A 17,832-nucleotide genomic window follows, 5' to 3' on the forward strand; every position below is an offset into this window, starting at 1 on the left:
GCGTGGAGCTTCTGGTGCAGACGGCGGGCTCGCTTGTCGCGATCCTCGCGCTCGCGGGGCTGGCGTGGTGGATGAAGCTTGGCGGATCGGCAGCGCTCGACAGCGAGGAGGCGGTGCGCCGCGCCGCGGGCGAGACGCTAGACGGTTTCGATCCGGTTGAGAGCGCGTTTGACGGGAAGGCCGCGATCACGCGCGATGCGCAAGGGCGGATCATGGTGATCAAGCGGCATGGCAACCGCTTTGCCGGACGCGTGCTCGGTCCGCAGGCCACTGCCGGTGTCTGGCAGGATCCTGGCCACCGCGCGCTGCGGATCGACAGCGGCGAGCGGCGTTTTGGCGTCGTCTTTCTCGATATCCCCGCGCCCGAGACTTGGGTCGAGGCAGTCAATCGGGTAAAGACGCGGGCGGATGCCTGATTTCAACCCCACCCAATACGCCGTTCCGCTGTTCGTGGTGGCAGTGCTGGCCGAGATGATCTGGGCCAAGCTGCGCGCGCCCGAAGCCTACGAGCCGCGCGACACGCTCGTCAGTCTCGCGTTCGGCCTCGGCTCGACCGTGGCTGGCGCGCTGCTCGGCGGGTTCGCGCTCACGTTGTTCATCAAGGCCTATGATTATCGCATCTTCGATTTCGGCCCGCAATGGTGGGCGGTGTGGTGGGCCTGGCCGGTGTGCTTCGTGCTCGACGATCTCAAATATTACTGGGTTCACCGCGCCGGTCACCGCATCCGCTGGATGTGGGCGAGCCATGTGAACCACCACTCATCGCAGCACTACAATCTGTCGACCGCGCTGCGGCAGTCGTGGACAGGGGCGCTGACCTTCGGCTTTCTCTTCGCCGTGCCATTGGTGCTGCTCGGCTTTCACCCCGCGATGATCGCGATCTGCGGCGGGCTCAACCTGATCTATCAGTTCTGGATTCACACCGAGGCGATTCGCCGGATGCCCCGATGGTTCGAAGCGGTGATGAACACGCCCAGTCACCACCGCGTCCACCACGCGACCAACCCGCGCTATCTCGACACGAACTACGCGGGCGTATTCATCGTCTGGGACAAGCTGTTCGGCACCTTCACGCCGGAAGTCGATGACGAGAAGATCCGCTACGGGATCGTCAAGCAATTGGGCAGCTTCAACCTCCTGTGGGCGGTGTTCCACGAGTGGATCGGGATGCTGACCGACATCTGGCGCGCCCCCTGGAAACACAAGCTGTCCTATCTGCTGCGCGAACCCGGCTGGAGCCACGATGGCAGCCGCGAGACGAGCGACATGATCCGGGCGAAGTGGCAGGCGCGGGTCGGCACTGTTGCACCACTCGCAACTTCGGTAGCGGATCGAAACCCGATTGCCGGCGAGCAGGAAGCTGCCTAATCTCCCGCCAAAGGGAGAGAACATGGAAAGCTTCGACTACATCGTCATCGGCGGTGGCAGCGCTGGCAGCGCGGTGGCCGGACGCCTCGCAGTGGACGGCACGCGCCGCGTGTGCCTGCTCGAAGCGGGCGGCACCAACGACAACGTCTGGGTCAAGACGCCGGGCTTCATGCCCTTCATTCCCGAAAAGTCGAATTACCGCTACGAAACGGTACCGCAAAAGGGCCTGAACGGGCGCATCGGATACCAGCCGCGCGGACGCGGGCTTGGCGGGTCGTCTGCCATCAACGCGATGATCTATATCCGCGGCAACCGCTTGGATTACGACAACTGGGCTGCGCAAGGCTGCACCGGCTGGGCTTATGACGATGTGCTGCCCTACTTCCGGCGTGCCGAAGCGAACGAACGCGGGGGCGACGATTTCCACGGCGCGGGCGGGCCCTTGTTCGTCGAGGACCAGAAGCACGCCAATCCCACAAGCCACGCCTTTGTCGATGCGGCCGCCGCGCTGCAACTGCGCACCAATGCCGATTTCAATGGCGCGCGGCAGGATGGCTTCGGCATCTACCAGGTCACCCAGCACAAGGGCGAACGCTGGTCTGCGGCGCGCGCCTATGTCGAACCCGTGCGCGGCAGCGGCAATTTCACGGTCCGCACCGATACGCTGGTCGAAAAGCTGGTGATCGAAGGGAAGCGCGTTACCGGGGTGCAAGTCCGGCGCGGCGGCAAGTCCGAGACCCTGCTGGCCCGGCGCGGCGTGGTGCTAAGCGCGGGCGCCTTCAACTCGCCTCAGATATTGATGCTTTCGGGCATCGGCCCGGCTGACCATCTCAAGTCGCACGGGATCGACGTGGTGCTGGATCGCCCCGCGGTGGGGGCCAATCTTCAGGACCACATCGACTATGTTTCGGGCTGGGAAACGCGGAGCGATGTGCCGATCGGCAGCAGCCTCAAGGGCACGCTGCGCATGGCCGCCGCGGTGCTCGAACATCGCCGCAAGCGCAGCGGGGTGATGACCACCCCCTATGCCGAAGCGGGCGGTTTCTGGACCGTGATGCCCGATAGCCCCGCCCCCGATGTGCAGTGGCACTTCGTTCCCGCGGTGCTCGAAGATCACGGGCGCGAGAAAGTGAAGGGGCACGGCTTTTCAATCCACGCCTGCGTGCTGCGTCCCGAAAGCCGCGGGACGGTGCGGCTGGGTTCGGCCGATGCCGCCGCAGCGCCGGTGATCGACCCCAACTTCCTTGATGACGAGCGCGACATCGCGGTCTTGCGCGCCGGCGTGCGCCTGTCGCATCGGATCGTCGATACGCCGCCGATGCAGGCCTTCGGTCCGCGCGACCGCCACCCGGTCAACCTCGACGATGATGCCGCGCTCGATGCGATGATCCGCAGCCGCGCGGACACGGTCTATCACCCGGTCGGCACCTGCCGGATGGGGAGCGACGCCGACGCCGTGGTCGATCCGACGCTGCGCCTCAACGGGATCGACGGCTTGTGGGTTGCCGATGCGAGCGTCATGCCCAAACTGGTCAGCGGCAATACCAATGCGCCGAGCATCATGATCGGCGAACGGTGTGCGGACTTCGTGATGGCGCGTGAATAGTTGACGCCCTCAAGCACCGGGCGCGGGCCATCCGGCCCGTCTGGCTTTCGCGCCATTAGGCGCGGCGGCCGTCCGGCCTTGCGGTCGCTTCGCGCCCGAAAAAGCAACCTCCTTCACCATTGGCGCTGACCCGGCCCGCCGCAGGACGGGCCGCAAGCGCGAACGCGCGCCCGGAGGGGTGGCCCGCAGGGCCGGCCTGGAGGAAAGACAAGCGCGCGGATGCGCGCGCCGCCGTTTGAGGCCAAACGAGAACAAAAAAGGGCCGGAGCGCTTGCGCTGCTCCGGCCGTCATCAGTTTGTTCGTTCGCAGGAGGAACAAGGTGAGGCGGGGGGAGTGGAGAGAGAGGGAGAGAGAGGCCCTCCCCCCGCCAAGCTTGGTGGAGAGGGGCTAGTTGTAAGCCCGCTCGCCGTGTTCGGAGATGTCGAGGCCGTTGACTTCGCTTTCCTCGTCGACCCGCAGGCCGGTGACAGCCTTGGCGATGAATACGGCGATCGCGGTGCCGGCGGCGGCAAGCACGATGGTAAAGGCCGAGGCATAGAGCTGGACGCCAAGCTGGCTGACCATGTCGTAGTCGTCCCCGCCCGGGCCGCCGAGCGCCGGCGCATAGACCACCGCGGTTCCGATCGCGCCGACGATGCCGCCCACCCCGTGGATGCCGAAAGCGTCGAGCGCGTCGTCATAGCCGAGCTTGGGCTTCACCTTGGCGACGAAGACATAGCACACCACCGAGGCCACCGCGCCGAGAACGATCGCACCGAACGGGCCCGAATTGCCCGCAGCCGGGGTGACCGCGACCAGACCGGCGATCACACCCGAGCAGAAGCCCAGCGCCGATGCCTTGTGGCCCATCGCCCGCTCGATCAGCATCCAGAACAGTGCGCCCGAAGCCGTGGCGACGAAGGTGTTGATCATCGCCAGTGCGGCCGAACCGTTGGCTTCGAGCGCGGAGCCGGCGTTGAACCCGAACCAGCCCACCCACAGCAGGCCCGTGCCGACCATCGTCAGCGTCAGGCTGTGCGGCGGCATGGGCTCGTGCGGGTAGCCGCGCCGCTTGCCAAGGATGATCGCGGCGACCAGCGCCGACACACCGGCGTTGATGTGCACCACGGTGCCGCCCGCAAAATCGAGCGCGCCCATCGCGAAGAAGTAGCCGCGCGCTTCCCACACCATGTGGGCAATCGGAAAATAGACGATCGTCAGCCAGACCAGCGTGAAAACCATCGTGGCGGAGAACTTCATGCGCTCCACCACCGAACCCAGTACCAGCGCGGCGGTGATCGCGGCGAAGGTCATCTGGAAGCTGATGAAGATATATTCGCTGATCACTTCGTCGGTGAAGGTCGCCGCGGTCGAATCCGGGGTCACGCCGGCAAGGAAGAACTTGCCCCAGCTGATCCACTGGTTGCCCTCGGGCCCGAAAGCGAGGCCATAACCCCACATCACCCACACCAGCATCGCCAGCGCCGCTGCCGCGCCGATCTGGGTCATGGTCGAAAGCATGTTCTTCGATCGTGTCAGGCCGCCGTAGAACAGCGCGAGACCCGGCAGGATCATCAGCAGGACCAGCACGGTGGCGGTCATCATGAAACCATTATTGCCCGGGTTGGGAACCGCAGGGGCAGCAGCGGCGGCATGGGCCGGCGCGGCAAGCAGCGCAGCCGCGATCGCCGCGCCCGCAAGATTGGAAAGAATGCGCTTCATCGAAAAATCCCCCTTACAGCGCGGTTTCGCCGGACTCGCCGGTGCGGATGCGGGTGGCGGATGCGAGTTCGAGGACGAAGATCTTCCCGTCGCCGATCGCGCCCGTGTTGGCGGTCGCCTGAATGGTTTCGACCACTTGGGCCGCAACCGCGTCGCTGGCCGCGATCTCGAGCTTCACCTTGGGAAGCATGTTGGTGGAATATTCCGCGCCGCGGTAGATTTCGGTCTGGCCCTTCTGGCGGCCGAACCCCTTGACCTCGGTGACGGTCATCCCGGCAATGCCGATACCGCTGAGCGCCTCGCGCACGGTGTCGAGCTTGAACGGTTTGATGATGGCGATGATGAACTTCATCTGTGGCCCCTGTTGCACCGGATTTTTTCCGGCCAACCCGGACACAGCAACAAGCGTGCCAATTCGCAGCGATCGGTGAGCTACGGGTAGCGAGCGGCGCGAACTCAGGCCGCCGCCGATCAACATTGCCTAAAATACAGGCGCGTGATTAATGATTGGGCAATTTTTGCGACAAGCTGAGCGCAAGATCTCTCATGCGACAGAATAGCGCGACCTGAGCCGGCGCAGCTTTACAGAAAAGCGCGCAACGTCGCGATGAAGCGGTCGAACTGGTCGTGGTGGAGCCAGTGACCCGCCTTTTCGAACTCGATCACCTCCGCGGTCCGGAAATGCGCGATGCGGCCGTCCTTCTCCGGGTTCGATGCCCAGGAATCCGCGCCATAGAGCAGCAGCGTCGGGCAGGTGATTGCGCCCCACAGCTGCTCGATGAACTCGTCGCCGATATCCTCGACCGGCCAGACGTTGAGGTGCGGATCGAACTTCCAGCTATAGGTGCCGTCCTCGTTGCGGTTGACGCCGTGCACCGTCAGATGCCGCGCCTGCTCCTGCGTGAGATAGGCGTTTTCCTCGATCATCCGCGCCAGCGCGGCTTCGATGCTGTCATACTTGCGCGGGCTGCGTCCGGCGGCCTTGCGCTTTTTCTCGATCCATTCGGCGAGGCGTTCGGGATAGGGTTTGCTGCGCTGTTCGGCGCGTGTCTTGGGCGACGGGCCCAGCCCTTCAATCGCGACCAGCTTGGTCACCATGTCGGGGAAGGCGCCGGCATAACGCAGCGCAACGTTGCCGCCCATCGAATGGGCCACCATCCGCACCGGGCCGACGCCGAGCTGGTGGATCAGCTGCGCCAGATCATAGACCATGTCGCCCGCCGAATAGACCCCGTCCGACACCCAGTCGCTGTCGCCATGCCCGCGGTGATCCATCGCGATGACATGGTAATCCTCGCGCAAAGCCTCTGCCGTCCAGTCCCACGAACGGGCGTGGTCGCGGCCCCCGTGCACCAGCACCAGCGGCGGCTTACCCCGGCCACCCCAATCGAGATAGTTCAGGCGAAGGCGCTGAGAGATGAAGGTCTGCGAGGTCGGGCCGGCGGTGTGCATGGACGATTCCATGCCGCGAAGCCGGCTGGCCTGCAAGACCAGCGTTTCCCCCCTTATCGCTCTTTCGTCGCCGAGAAGGTCAGCTCGGGGTTCTTTTCGACCTGATAGCTGACGTCCCACGGGCTCTTGGCCATGAAGACATAATCGCCATCCCGGTCACGCGCGAGATTGGGGCGGTTGAACCCGGCAAAATCGTCGAGCGCCTTCGCATCCCCCTTGATCCAGCGCGCGGTGGCGAAGGGCGAGGGTTCGAGCCCGGCTTCGACCTTGTATTCGGCCTCAAGCCGGCTGATTAGCACTTCGAGCTGCAACTGCCCGACCACGCCGACGATATGCGCCGAACCGATCTCGGGGTAGAAGACCTGGATCACGCCCTCTTCCGAAAGGTCGTCCAAGGCCTTGCGCAATTGCTTGGTCTTGGTCGGGTCTTTCAACTGCACACGGCGCAGAATTTCCGGCGCGAAGTTGGGAAGGCCGGTGAAGCGCACCTGGTTGCGCTCGCTCAGCGTGTCGCCCACCCGCAGCGTGCCGTGGTTGGGAATGCCGATGATGTCGCCCGCTTCCGCCGTATCGGCCAGTTCGCGGTCCTGCGCGAAGAACAGGATCGGCGAATGCACCGCGATCGGCTTGCCGAGGCCGCTCGGCGTCAGCTTCATGCCACGTTTGAAGGTGCCCGAGACCTGCCGCATGAAGGCGATGCGGTCGCGGTGGTTGGGGTCCATGTTGGCCTGCACCTTGAAGATGAAGCCGGTCACCTCGTCGCGTTCGGGGCTGATTTCTTCCTCGCCCGCCGGCTGGGGCCGCGGCGGGGGGGCGAAGCGGGCAATCGCGTCGATCAACTCAGTCACGCCGAAATTCTTCAGCGCCGATCCGAAATAGACCGGCGTCAGGTCGCCGTGGCGGAAGGCTTCGATGTCGAACTCGGGATAGCCGCCACGCGCCAGCTCGATTTCGTCCATGAACCGCTGCGGGATCGCGGCGGTATCGCGCGTGCCCAGATATTCGCGGCTCGGCCCGTCGGGGCGCGCGACGGTGTCGGTGGCGAAATCGAGGATGCCCTCGAACTCGCCGCCCATCCCGATCGGCCACATCTGCGGGGACACGTCGAGCGCGAGCATGTCGGCCACCTCGTCGAGCGTCTCGAAGGGATCGCGGCCCTCGCGGTCGACCTTGTTGACGAAAGTGATGATCGGCACGCTACGCAGGCGGCACACCTCGAACAGCTTGCGGGTCTGCGGCTCGATGCCCTTGGCTGCGTCGATCACCATGACAGCGCTGTCGACGGCCGTCAGCGTGCGATAGGTATCCTCCGAGAAGTCCTCGTGCCCCGGCGTGTCGAGCAGGTTGAAGACGATCCCGTCCTTCTGGAAGGTCATCACGCTCGACGTGACCGAGATCCCGCGCTGCTGCTCGATCTTCATCCAGTCCGACCGCGCCCGCCGCGCCGCGCCGCGCGCCTTGACCTCGCCGGCCAAGTGGATTGCGCCGCCTTGCAGCAGCAGCTTTTCGGTCAGTGTGGTTTTCCCTGCGTCAGGGTGCGAGATGATCGCGAAGGTGCGGCGGTTGGACATTAATCGCGTGCGACGCGGAAGCCCGCGAAGTCCTGGTTGACCGGCATCAGTTCGATCCGGTTGATGTTGAGATGCGGCGGCAGTGCGGCGATCCAGCCGATGGTGTCGGCGATATCCTCACCCGTCATCGGATTGACGCCGGCATAAAGCTTGTCCGAGGCGTCCTGGCTGCCGGTGCGCACCAGAGTGAATTCGGTCTCGACCATGCCGGGCTCGATGCTGGTAACGCGCACGCCGGTGCCGTGGAGGTCGGCGCGCAGCGCAAGCGTGAAGTGGTTCACGAAAGCCTTGGACCCGGCATAGACGTTGCCGCCCGGATAGATGTAGCTCCCCGCGACCGAACCGATCGCGATGATTGCGCCCTTGCGTTCGATCAGCCCGGGCAGAAGCTTGCGCGTCAGCACCACCATTGCGGTGACGTTGGTGTCGATCATCGTCTGCCAATCATCGAGATTGGCATTCTGCGCCGCCGAAAGCCCCTGTGCGAGGCCCGCGTTGTTCACCAGCAGATCGATATCGCGGAACGCTTCGGGCAGGCTCGCCAGCGCCGCGTCCATCGCCGCCGTGTCGCGCACGTCGAAGCACAGCGCCTGAACCTTGTCCGCGCCCAATTCGGCGACCAGTGCGTCGAGCCGCTCCTGCCGCCGTCCGGTGGCGACGCAGCGCCAGCCGTCGGCGACGAGGCGGCGCACGGTGGCAAGGCCGATGCCGGCCGTGGCACCGGTGACAAAGGCGGTCTTCATCAGCGCAGCTCCCCTCCCAGCTTGGCCGCCGCAGCGACGACCTTTTCCGAAATCGCCTTGAGATCGGCGTCCTTGAAGCTCGCCTCGCCCGGCTGGAGGGTAACCTCGACCGCGATGGACTTGCGGCCTTCGGGCACGCCCTGCCCGGCAAACACATCGAACACGCGCACGCCGGTGATGTTCGCCTTGTCCGCGCCCTGCACTGCGCGCACCAGATCGCCCGCTGCCAGTGACGCGGGAACGAGGAAGGCAAAGTCGCGGGTCACCGCCTGCAAGGCCGGCGGGGTAAAGCCCGGACGCGCAAAGGCGGCGTTCTTCTTGGGCGGGATCGCGTCGAGGAACAGTTCGACCGCCGCGATCGGCCCGTCGGCATCGAACGCCTTCAGGGTCGCAGGGTGCACCATCCCGAAGCGTGCCAGCACCACCTTGGGGCCAAGCCGCAGCGTTGCCGACTGGCCGGGATGGAACTGCGCGCCGGCCTCTCCCATCACCATCAGGTTCGCCACCGGCGCGCCCGCGGCTTCGAGCAGCTGGAGCGCGAGCGCCTTGGCATCATAGGCATCGAACATGGCGGCCTTGCCGCCCTGCCATCCGCGCTGCGTCTTTTCGCCCGCCAGCACGATGCCCAGCGTCGGCTTTTCGTCGCTCAGGCCATCGCGCCCGCGGAAATAGCGCCGCCCGATTTCGAACAGGCGCGCGGAGGCCGCGCCGCGATCGGCGCTGCGCTTGGCCGCCATCAGCAGGCCGGGCAGCAGCGAGGGGCGCATCGCCTTCAGGTCTTCGCTGATCGGGTTGGCGAGCACCCATGGCGCGTCATCGCCGTTGGCAAAATGATCCGCCGCCCATTCGGGCAGGAAGCTCCAGGTGATCGCTTCGTTCAATCCGCTTGCGGCAGCCGCGCGGCGCAAGGTCCGCTCAAGCTTCTGCTGCGGCGTGGCGGTGGGGCGGGCCACGCCCTCGGCACGGGGAAGCGCGACGCTTTCGACCTTGTCGAGCCCGCGGATGCGGACGACTTCCTCGACCAGATCGGCGGGGCCTTCGATATCATGGCGGCGCAGCGGGCAAGTCACCTGCCAGTCCGCGCCCACGGAAAAGCCGAGGCTTTCGAGGATGCGCTTCTGCTCGTCCTCGGGCACGTCGACCCCACCCAGACGGCGCGTGAGGCCGGGGTCGAAGGCGACGATCTTGGCAGTGCTGGGCGGCGAACCGGCGTGGATGACTTCGCTGGGAGCGCCGCCTGCCAGTTCGACGATCAGCCCGGTGAGCAGATCGAGGCCATCTGCCAGAAATTCGGGATCGACCCCGCGCTCGAAGCGGGTGCGGGCATCCGAGGACAGGCCCAGCTTGCGCCCGGTGGCACCGATGCGCGCCGGATCGAAATAGGCGATTTCGAGCAGCACGTCGGTGGTCGCCTCGGTCACGCCCGAATGTTCGCCGCCCATGATCCCGGCGATGTCGTGCACGCCGTTGTCATCCGCGATCACCATCATCTCGGAATCGAGCGTGTAGGTCTTCTCGTTGAGCGCCAGCACCTCTTCGCCGTCCTGCGCGCGGCGCGCCACCACGGCGCCCGAAAGCTTGGCAAGGTCATAGGCGTGCGCCGGACGCCCGTAGCCAAGCATCAGGTAATTGGTGAGATCGACCAGCAGCGAGATCGGGCGCTGGCCTGCGCTCTTGAGGCGCGCCTGCAGCCAGTCGGGCGAGGCGCCGTTGGTCACGCCCTTGATTACACGGCCATAGAAGGCGGGACAGCCCTCGGCATCGTCGGTGCGGATTTCGACCGGGCACGCGCCTTGGGACGTGAAGGCAGGCATGGCAATGGGCTTCAGCGTCCCCAGCCCCTTGGCCGCCAGATCGCGCGCGATGCCATAGACGCCCATGCAATCGGGGCGGTTGGGCGTGACGGCAACCTCGATCACCGGATCGCTGCCGTGGTAATCGGCAAAGGCCGTGCCCACCGGTGCGTCATCGGGCAGTTCGATGATGCCGTCGTGATCCTCGCCCAGTTCAAGCTCGCGGGTCGAGCACATCATGCCGTTGCTCTCGACACCCCGGATCGCGCTCTTCTTCAGCACCATGCCGTTGGCGGGCACGGTCGCGCCGGGCAGGCCCAGCACGCCCTTCATCCCTGCACGCGCATTGGGCGCGCCGCAGACGACCTGCAACGGCGTGCCGTCGCCGGTGTCGACGGTGAGCACCTGCAGCTTGTCCGCGTCAGGATGGCGCGCGGCGGTCAGCACGTGGGCGATGCGGAACCCTTCGAGCTTCTCGGCCGGATCTTCCACGCCTTCGACCTCAAGCCCGATGGCGTTCAATGCGTCGCAGATTTCCGCGACGGTGGCGTCGGTTTCAAGGTAATCCTTGAGCCAGGTCAGCGAGAACTTCATGCGCGTGCTCCCACACCGGCGGAAAGGGTCGGTTGGTCGAAGGGCGAGAAGCCGTAATGCGCCAGCCAGCGCGGGTCGCCGTCGAAGAAGGCACGCAAATCGTTCATCCCGTATTTGAGCATCGCGATCCGGTCGATCCCGAGGCCGAAGGCAAAGCCCTGATACTCGGCGGGATCGACGCCCGCGAATTCGAGCACGCGGGCATTCACCATCCCGCTGCCGCCGATTTCCATCCACGCATGGCCCGGCGCATCGCCGTGACCGCCAACCACGCGGCGGCCCCCTTCGGTGGAATAGCCCACGTCGACCTCCACGCTGGGTTCGGTGAAGGGGAAGTAGCTGGGACGTAATCTGAGCACGATGTCCTCGCGCTCGAAGAAGGCCTTGAAGAAGGTTTCCAGCGTCCACTTGAGGTGGCCGAGGTGAATATCGCGGTCGATCACCAGCCCTTCGACCTGATGGAACATCGGGGTGTGCGTGGCATCGCTGTCCGAGCGATAGACCCGGCCCGGCGCAATGATCCGGATCGGCGCACCCTGCGCCAGCATAGAGCGGATCTGGACCGGCGAGGTGTGCGTGCGCAGGAGTATTTCGCGGCCTTCAGGGGACTTGTCCGGAAAGTAGAACGTGTCGTGCATCGCGCGCGCCGGGTGGGTTTCATCCATGTTGAGCGCGGTGAAATTGTGCCAGTCGTCCTCAATCTCCGGGCCAGTTGCGACCGCGAAGCCCAGATCGGCGAAGATTTCGGCGAGCTCGTCCATCACCTGGCTGACAGGGTGGACCGAACCTTTGGGCGCTGCCGCGGCGGGCAGCGTCAGATCGATCGTTTCGCGCGCCAGCTGTTCTTCCAAGGCAGCGGCTTCGAGCGCGGTCTTCTTCGCATCCAGCGCCTCGGCAATGCTCGCGCGCGCGGACTGGATCGCGGGCGCAGCCGCGGTGCGTTCGTCGGGCGTCATGCCGCCCAGCGTCTTAAGGGCAAGGCTCACCCAGCCTTTCTTGCCGAGCGTTTCGAGCCGCTGGGCTTCAAGCGCATCGAGGCTGGTCGCCGCGGCAATCGCGGCCAGCGCGGCTGCGGTCTGGGAAGTGATGTCGGTCATGGATTTGGCTTGCTCTGACAGCGGGATTTCGCCGCCGCCCGCTAGCGTCAAATCGGACAAATTGCAAAGCGGCTGTGCGCCGGGCCCGCTGCCGGTCGCAGTTCCGGCCGGGCGGCGCGCCTCAATGCGGCTGCGGCGCCGCGCCCCCGGGCGGGTCGAGCGTTTGCGCAGGGCTGCCCCACACCCGCGCGCGCGCCTCCATGAAGGAGGTGAGGATCGGATGATCGCGCGCGGCATATTCGCTCGGGCTCATCGTCATGAACTCGCGGAACTCGCGCGTGAATTGCGCCTGATCGTGGTAATCGGCGTCCATCGCCTCGGTCCAGCGCGCGCGGCGGTCAAGCATGTAGGATGTCAGACTGCGCATGAACCGCTGCCGCCGCATCAGCAGCTTCGGCGAAAACCCGAAATAGCGCGCACACAGCCGTTCGAGCGTGCGTACGCTGAGCGCGCATTCATCCGCAAGCGTGTTGACCGAGGTGTGCTGCCCGCCCACCAGCGCGGCATGGATGCGCGCGATCCGCGCCTCGTCGCGGCAGGGGCGCATCATCGCCGTCAGCATCGCGATCAGGGCAGTGTGCTGTTCCTCGACCGTGGAATGAGGATCACACAGCGCCTCGGTCATCCCGGCGAAATGGGCAAAGGCGTGATGGGCCGCGCCATCGCAGATGATGTTGGCAACGCTGGAGGCATCGGCGGCGAAAAACCGCGCCCAGCCCAGCGGCATGAAGCCCACGCCCCACATCCTTACCGTCCCCAGCGAAAAACGGCACGGCAGCGAACTTGGCCCGGTGCCGACGAATGGCGCGCCGCGCACCGCATTCACACCGATCTGCGCCTCCGGCGGAGAGCCGCAGAAGAAACGGATGTTGCCCCATTCGGGCTGGAGGTAATCGGTGACGGGCGCTGCACCATCGGGCAGATCGAGCGTGAGGTGATAGAAGCTGGTGAAGCAGCCCGCGAATTCCTCGGGCGGTTCGTAAAAGGCGGCATGCACGCGCGGCGCGCCTTCGGCGCCTTGCGCTGTGCTCCCTCCTGTCTTGCCTGCTTCCCCCATGTCATCAGTTAAACAAAATGCTGCGTTTTTTGCAAGCATTGTGACGGATTTCTACAACCGACATGCAAAAGAGGCGGGCTTTCCGCATCCGGAAGCCCGCCCCGTTTTGTTGTGCTGCACCGCGCCGCGCGCGGGAGCGATCGCTTACGCCGGAAGCGCAGCCCCCACCCGCTTTAGGCGGGCAAAGCCGCTTTCGCCTGAGCGATCACGGCCTTGAAAGCGCCGCCTTCGTTCATCGCGAGATCGGCCATCGCCTTGCGGTCGAGTTCGATCCCGGCCAGCTTGATGCCATGCATGAACTGCGAATAGGTCAGGCCTTCCATGCGAACCGCAGCGTTGATGCGCTGGATCCAGAGCGCGCGGAAGGTCCGCTTCTTCACCTTGCGGTCGCGGTAGGCGTACTGGCCTGCCTTTTCGACCGCCTGACGGGCGATGCGGATGGTGTTCTTGCGGCGACCGCGATAGCCCTTGGCCTGGTCCAGAATCCGCTTGTGCTTGGCGCGGGTGGTAACACCCCTTTTGACGCGTGCCATATCAGTATATCCTTATCTTGAGAGTGCGATGGGCCGTGGCCCGGCGCGCATCAGTCCAGCCCGTAGGGCGCCCACTTCTTGATCGTCGGCGTATCGTTCGCCGACAGGACCGAGGTGCCGCGGTTGGTGCGGATATACTTCGCGTTGTGGCTCATCAAACGGTGACGCTTGCCAGCGACGCCGTGCTTGACCTTGCCGGTGGCGGTGAACTTGAAGCGCTTTTTCACACCGCTCTTGGTCTTCAGCTTGGGCATTTTCATCTCCTGAGTGAGACACGTCGGAACCGGCCATGGCAGCCCTTGTCGCCAGGCCGGCTGATTGATTCGTGTCGGTGAAGTGCGCGCGAATAGGCGCGCGGCGGGCGAAAGGCAAGGGGTGAGACGAAGACCGGCGCTTAATGGGCGTAGATCATCTTCACACTCATCCCGCCATCGATGGTGAGGTGCTGGCCGGTGACGAAGCCGGCATCGCACAAGTATTCGACCGCCCGGGCGATATCCTGCGGGCGCCCCACGCGTCCGGCGGGGTGCTGCGCCTTGTCCTTGGGGCGATGCTTCACCGGCTCGCGCGCGCTCTGCTTTTGCCAATCTCGCGTTTCGATCCAGCCGGGCCGGATGGCGTTGACCCGGATCGCGGGGCCGAGCGACACCGCCAGCGCGTGGGTCAGCGCATCGACCCCGCCCTTGGCGGCAGTGTAGCCAAAGGTGTCGGGCTCGCTCATCGCGGCGCGGGTGGATGAGATGTTGATGATGCTGCCCGCCTCGCCCGTCGCATCGTGCCCGGCGCGCAGCAGCGGCACCGCAGCGCGCGAACACAGGAACGCGGCGGTCAGGCTGGCATCGATCCAGGCCTGCCAATCGGCCAGCGCCAGATCCTCGATCGGACCGCAATAGGGATCGGCCAGCCCGGCATTGTTGACGAGGCAGGCCAGCGGCCGATCGCCCAGCCAGTCCGCGATTTCGCCAAAGGCGTTCTTCACCGCAAGCTCGTTGCCGACGTCGCATTCGCAGGTCAGCAGCCGGTCGGCCGGGGCGAGCGCCGCAAGCTCTGCCAAGGCGTCGCCATCGCGATCGAGCGCGGCGACCCGCCAGCCGATGCCCGCAAAATGCAGCGCAATCGCACGACCGATGCCCTGTGCAGCGCCGGTAATGGCGATGGCCTTGTCGTTCATGGTGTCCCTTCCTCAGCCCATTGCGTCGCGGACATCTTACAGCCCCGCCCCGTTCAGGCCATCGGCATGGCCGCGCGCGACGAAATTGTAACAGTCCTAGCCGAGCACGAACTTCTTTTCGGCAAACTGTTCAGCGACTGACATGAACGCGTCGGCCTCCTCGTAGGGCACCAAGTGCGCTTAGGCGGCGAGCGAAGGAAAGGCAAAAAATTCGGCAAGGCGCGCCCGACATTCGGTGCAATGCCGCCGCACCTGCCGGGGATCACGAAAAAGGGCGGCCCCGGCAAACCGGAACCGCCCCTCGATCATCAGGCGAACGGGCTTAGAAGCGCGTGCCGAGCGCGATGCCGAAGTGGCGGCGCTGCGTGTTGATCGTGAACACTTCGCCAAGGTCGGCATAGCCACCTTCGACGCGGCCGTAGAAGTTGGGGCCGAAGCTGTGCTCGTAACCCAGCGCGAAGGCGACGCCCTTGCCGGTGTCCTTGAAATCGCCGCCGGTGGCGACATCGACTTCGAAGCCCTGCTCGGCATAGCCGACCTTGCCGTAGAGCTGGCCGCTGGTGCCGACCGCATAGCCGATGTGCAGACCGGCTTCGAGATAGCCGTCGGCGCTCAGGCAGGCACCCGAATCGCAGGATTCGATGGTCGAGAATTCGTACTGGGCATAGGGGCCGACGACGACGCGTTCGCCGACCGCGAGGTCAAAACCGGCTTCGCCGCCGAATGCCATCGCGCTGCCGATCTTGTAGACATCGTCGTCTTCTTCGATCGAGCTGACGGTCGGGGTTTCGTAGGTCGCACGCGCTTCGATGCGGAAACCGTCGCGGGCGGTCGAGGTTGCGTCCTGCGCAAATGCCGGGCTGGCCGAGATTGCGGCGAGCGCGCCGGCAAGGATGATCTTGTTCATGAAAGCCTTTTCGATTGCGAACCTGTCCGAATTGGACAGCGACTGTCTATCGAAATGCCAATCTGGATCAATATTTCGCTAGTGCGGGCAGTTGTTTCAAATGCAATTGTTGCGCTTCTGCAACGCCGCGAGGAGTGTTGCTGCGCTGCCCTAACCCATCGCGTCGAGCACGTCTTCGAGGCGCGCGGGATCGCCCAGCGCGATCACGGTGCCGTCGCTCCCGGCGTCGAGCGGATTGCCCTGCCAGTCGGCCATCATTCCCCCTGCGCCTTCGACCACGGGCACCAGCGCGGCGTAATCGTAAAGCTTAAGCCCTGCCTCGATCACGACATCGACATGGCCGCTCGCGACGAGGCCGTAATTGTAGCAGTCCCCGCCGAACACGATCTTCTTTTCGGCGACCTGCTTGGCGACAGACATGAAGGCGTCGGCCTCCTCGTTGGAGAACAGGTGCGGGCTGGTGGTGGCGAGCACCGCGTCCGATAATTCCTTGAGCGGCCGCGCGGTGGCGGGCTTGCCGTTGAACAGCGTCGGCTGGCCGATCGCGCCCACCCAGCGTTCCCCGCTGATCGGCTGGTCGATGATGCCCAGCACCGGCCAGCCATCCTGCAACAAGGCGATCAACGTGCCGAAGATCGGGCGGCCGGCGATGAAACTGGTGGTGCCGTCGATCGGGTCGAGCACCCATTGGCGGCCTGCGCCTTCGTTGCGGGTGCCGTATTCTTCGCCGATGATCCCGTCGCGCGGGAACTCGGCCTCGATCAGCTTGCGCATCGCGGCTTCGGCGGCGCGGTCGGCTTCGGTGACGAAGCTGCGGTCGGATTTCTTCTCTTCGGACCATGTCCCCCGGAACAGCGGGCGGATCGCAGCGCCCGCCACATCGGCAAGGCGCAGCGCAAGGGCGAGATCATGTTCGGTCATGCTGTCTTCCAATAGTCGAAGGCTTCCGCCTGTCGAGCCTCGGTGTAGGCCCGCGCCTGCGGTCCCTCCCAATCCGGCGGCAGATCGTCGTGAACCGTGCTGCGCGCGGCGAACCAGCCCTGTCCGGGGAGCCCGTCCGATTGGCGCACCACCAGCACCGCAAGACCCGGCTCGCCAGCGGCGCGCCCATCCTCGTCGATCCGGTCGAGCACCTTGCACAATTGCCGCATCAGCGGGCGCGTGAAGGCATGGCCAAGGACGGCAAGCAAGGCAGAGTAGGTCAGCGGCATGCGCTGCCTGGCGGAGCCGATCAGGATGTCCCGAACTTCGCCGGGATCGAACATCAATCGAACAGCGAGCTGACCGAGCTTTCGTCCGCAATCCGCCGGATCGCTTCGCCCACCAGCGGCGCGATGGGGAGCACGCGGATGCGGTCGGACTGTTCGGTCGCTTCGGTGGGGCGGATCGAATCGGTGATCACCAACTCCTTCAGCGCCGAGCCGTTGATCCGCGCCACCGCCCCGCCCGAAAGGACGCCGTGAGTGATATAGGCCGCGACCGACTTGGCCCCGCCCTCCAGCAGCGCCTCGGCCGCGTTGCACAGCGTGCCGCCCGAATCGACGATGTCGTCGATCAGGATGCAGTGCCGCCCGGAAACATCGCCGATGATGTTCATGACTTCGGATTCGCCCGGCCGGTCACGGCGCTTGTCGACGATCGCCAGCGGCGCATTGTCGAGGCGCTTGGCCAGCGCGCGCGCGCGCACCACGCCGCCGACGTCGGGCGAGACCACCATCAACTGCTGGTCGCCATAACGCGCCTGGATATCGGCGGCCATCACGGGGGCGGCATAGAGGTTGTCGGTCGGGATATCGAAGAAGCCCTGGATCTGCCCGGCGTGCAGATCCACCGCCAGCATCCGGTCGGCGCCGGCTTCGGTGATGAGGTTCGCCACCAGCTTGGCCGAGATCGGCGTCCGGGGTCCGGGTTTGCGGTCCTGCCGGGCATAGCCGAAATAGGGCACCACCGCGGTGATCCGCTTGGCCGAAGCGCGGCGCAGCGCATCGATGCAGATCAAGAGTTCCATCAGGTTGTCGTTCGCCGGGAAGTTGGTCGGCTGGACGACGAACACGTCTTCGCCGCGCACGTTCTCGTGGATTTCGACGAACACCTCCTCGTCCGAGAAGCGGCGCACGCTCGCATCGGTCAACGGGATTTCGAGATAGGCCGCAATCGCGCGGGCGAGCGGCAGGTTCGAATTGCCGGACATGATCTTCATCGGATGCGAATCCCCAGTGGCGCAGACAAAGCCCGCCT

The 17,832-nt window shown here is 65.4% G+C and carries 18 protein-coding genes; 3 read left to right on the plus strand and 15 right to left on the minus strand.

The features are described from left to right. Nucleotides 1–2: 2 nt before the first annotated feature. The 3 genes from A9D12_RS03765 to A9D12_RS03775 are packed head-to-tail and all read left to right on the plus strand — an operon-like array spanning nt 3 to nt 2,974. Nucleotides 3–416: a hypothetical protein gene (locus A9D12_RS03765; RefSeq protein ID WP_068349924.1), complete on the plus strand. Its 414-nt coding sequence runs from the start codon at nt 3–5 to the stop codon at nt 414–416. Beyond that, a complete protein-coding gene (locus A9D12_RS03770) occupies nt 409–1,368 on the plus strand; it encodes a sterol desaturase family protein (RefSeq protein WP_068349929.1) in 960 nt (319 codons plus the stop codon). The genes A9D12_RS03765 and A9D12_RS03770 overlap by 8 nt, the downstream gene beginning before the upstream one ends. Before the next feature lie 22 nt (nt 1,369–1,390). Beyond that, the gene (locus A9D12_RS03775; protein ID WP_068349930.1) at nt 1,391–2,974 is read left to right on the plus strand and encodes a GMC family oxidoreductase; all 1,584 of its coding nucleotides are present in this window, start codon (nt 1,391–1,393) and stop codon (nt 2,972–2,974) included. A 388-nt stretch (nt 2,975–3,362) separates the two neighbouring features. Here A9D12_RS03775 and A9D12_RS03780 read toward each other — a convergent pair whose 3' ends face one another. From A9D12_RS03780 to A9D12_RS03850, 15 genes are all read right to left on the minus strand, one after another. Next, nucleotides 3,363–4,676, minus strand: coding sequence for an ammonium transporter (locus A9D12_RS03780; protein WP_068349931.1), 1,314 nt, complete (start codon nt 4,674–4,676; stop codon nt 3,363–3,365). A gap of 13 nt (nt 4,677–4,689) precedes the next feature. Continuing rightward, nucleotides 4,690–5,028, minus strand: coding sequence for a P-II family nitrogen regulator (locus A9D12_RS03785; protein WP_068349932.1), 339 nt, complete (start codon nt 5,026–5,028; stop codon nt 4,690–4,692). Nucleotides 5,029–5,258: 230 nt separating this feature from the next. Then, entirely contained in the window at nt 5,259–6,128 is an 870-nt protein-coding gene (locus tag A9D12_RS03790; protein WP_068349933.1) for an alpha/beta fold hydrolase, read from the minus strand. A 53-nt stretch (nt 6,129–6,181) separates the two neighbouring features. Beyond that, entirely contained in the window at nt 6,182–7,699 is a 1,518-nt protein-coding gene (locus tag A9D12_RS03795; RefSeq protein WP_068349935.1) for a peptide chain release factor 3, read from the minus strand. Beyond that, entirely contained in the window at nt 7,699–8,442 is a 744-nt protein-coding gene (locus tag A9D12_RS03800) for an SDR family NAD(P)-dependent oxidoreductase (protein ID WP_197489874.1), read from the minus strand. Before A9D12_RS03800 ends, A9D12_RS03795 begins: the two co-directional genes overlap by 1 nt. Then, complete coding sequence (gene pheT / locus A9D12_RS03805; RefSeq protein WP_068349939.1) at nt 8,442–10,829, minus strand: phenylalanine--tRNA ligase subunit beta; 2,388 nt, start codon at nt 10,827–10,829, stop codon at nt 8,442–8,444. The genes A9D12_RS03800 and pheT overlap by 1 nt, the downstream gene beginning before the upstream one ends. Continuing rightward, nucleotides 10,826–11,926 (minus strand): phenylalanine--tRNA ligase subunit alpha, encoded by a 1,101-nt coding sequence (gene pheS / locus A9D12_RS03810; RefSeq protein ID WP_068349945.1) that lies wholly within the window; start codon nt 11,924–11,926, stop codon nt 10,826–10,828. Before pheS ends, pheT begins: the two co-directional genes overlap by 4 nt. 121 nt (nt 11,927–12,047) lie before the next feature. Then, a complete protein-coding gene (locus tag A9D12_RS03815) occupies nt 12,048–12,983 on the minus strand; it encodes a helix-turn-helix domain-containing protein (protein ID WP_068349946.1) in 936 nt (311 codons plus the stop codon). Between the two features lie 173 nt (nt 12,984–13,156). Continuing rightward, on the minus strand, nt 13,157–13,516 hold the full coding sequence (gene rplT / locus A9D12_RS03820; protein ID WP_066531814.1) for a 50S ribosomal protein L20: 360 nt from the start codon (nt 13,514–13,516) through the stop codon (nt 13,157–13,159). 50 nt (nt 13,517–13,566) lie between these two features. Further along, nucleotides 13,567–13,770, minus strand: a complete 204-nt coding sequence (gene rpmI, locus A9D12_RS03825) for a 50S ribosomal protein L35 (RefSeq protein ID WP_068353594.1) — start codon at nt 13,768–13,770, stop codon at nt 13,567–13,569. 140 nt (nt 13,771–13,910) lie between these two features. After that, nucleotides 13,911–14,687, minus strand: coding sequence for an SDR family NAD(P)-dependent oxidoreductase (locus A9D12_RS03830; RefSeq protein WP_068349947.1), 777 nt, complete (start codon nt 14,685–14,687; stop codon nt 13,911–13,913). A 322-nt stretch (nt 14,688–15,009) separates the two neighbouring features. Next, nucleotides 15,010–15,594, minus strand: a complete 585-nt coding sequence (locus A9D12_RS03835) for an outer membrane beta-barrel protein (protein ID WP_068349950.1) — start codon at nt 15,592–15,594, stop codon at nt 15,010–15,012. 150 nt (nt 15,595–15,744) lie between these two features. Next, entirely contained in the window at nt 15,745–16,515 is a 771-nt protein-coding gene (hisN, locus tag A9D12_RS03840) for a histidinol-phosphatase (protein WP_068349951.1), read from the minus strand. Next, nucleotides 16,512–16,859, minus strand: a complete 348-nt coding sequence (locus A9D12_RS03845; protein ID WP_068349952.1) for a ribose-phosphate pyrophosphokinase — start codon at nt 16,857–16,859, stop codon at nt 16,512–16,514. Before A9D12_RS03845 ends, hisN begins: the two co-directional genes overlap by 4 nt. Continuing rightward, nucleotides 16,859–17,794 carry a ribose-phosphate pyrophosphokinase gene (locus A9D12_RS03850; RefSeq protein ID WP_068349956.1) on the minus strand — a complete coding sequence of 312 codons (936 nt, stop codon included), beginning with the start codon at nt 17,792–17,794 and terminating at the stop codon, nt 16,859–16,861. The genes A9D12_RS03845 and A9D12_RS03850 overlap by 1 nt, the downstream gene beginning before the upstream one ends. Between the last annotated feature and the right edge of the window lie 38 nt (nt 17,795–17,832).

The organism is Erythrobacter neustonensis (assembly GCF_001663175.1).
Taxonomy (GTDB): domain Bacteria; phylum Pseudomonadota; class Alphaproteobacteria; order Sphingomonadales; family Sphingomonadaceae; genus Erythrobacter; species Erythrobacter neustonensis.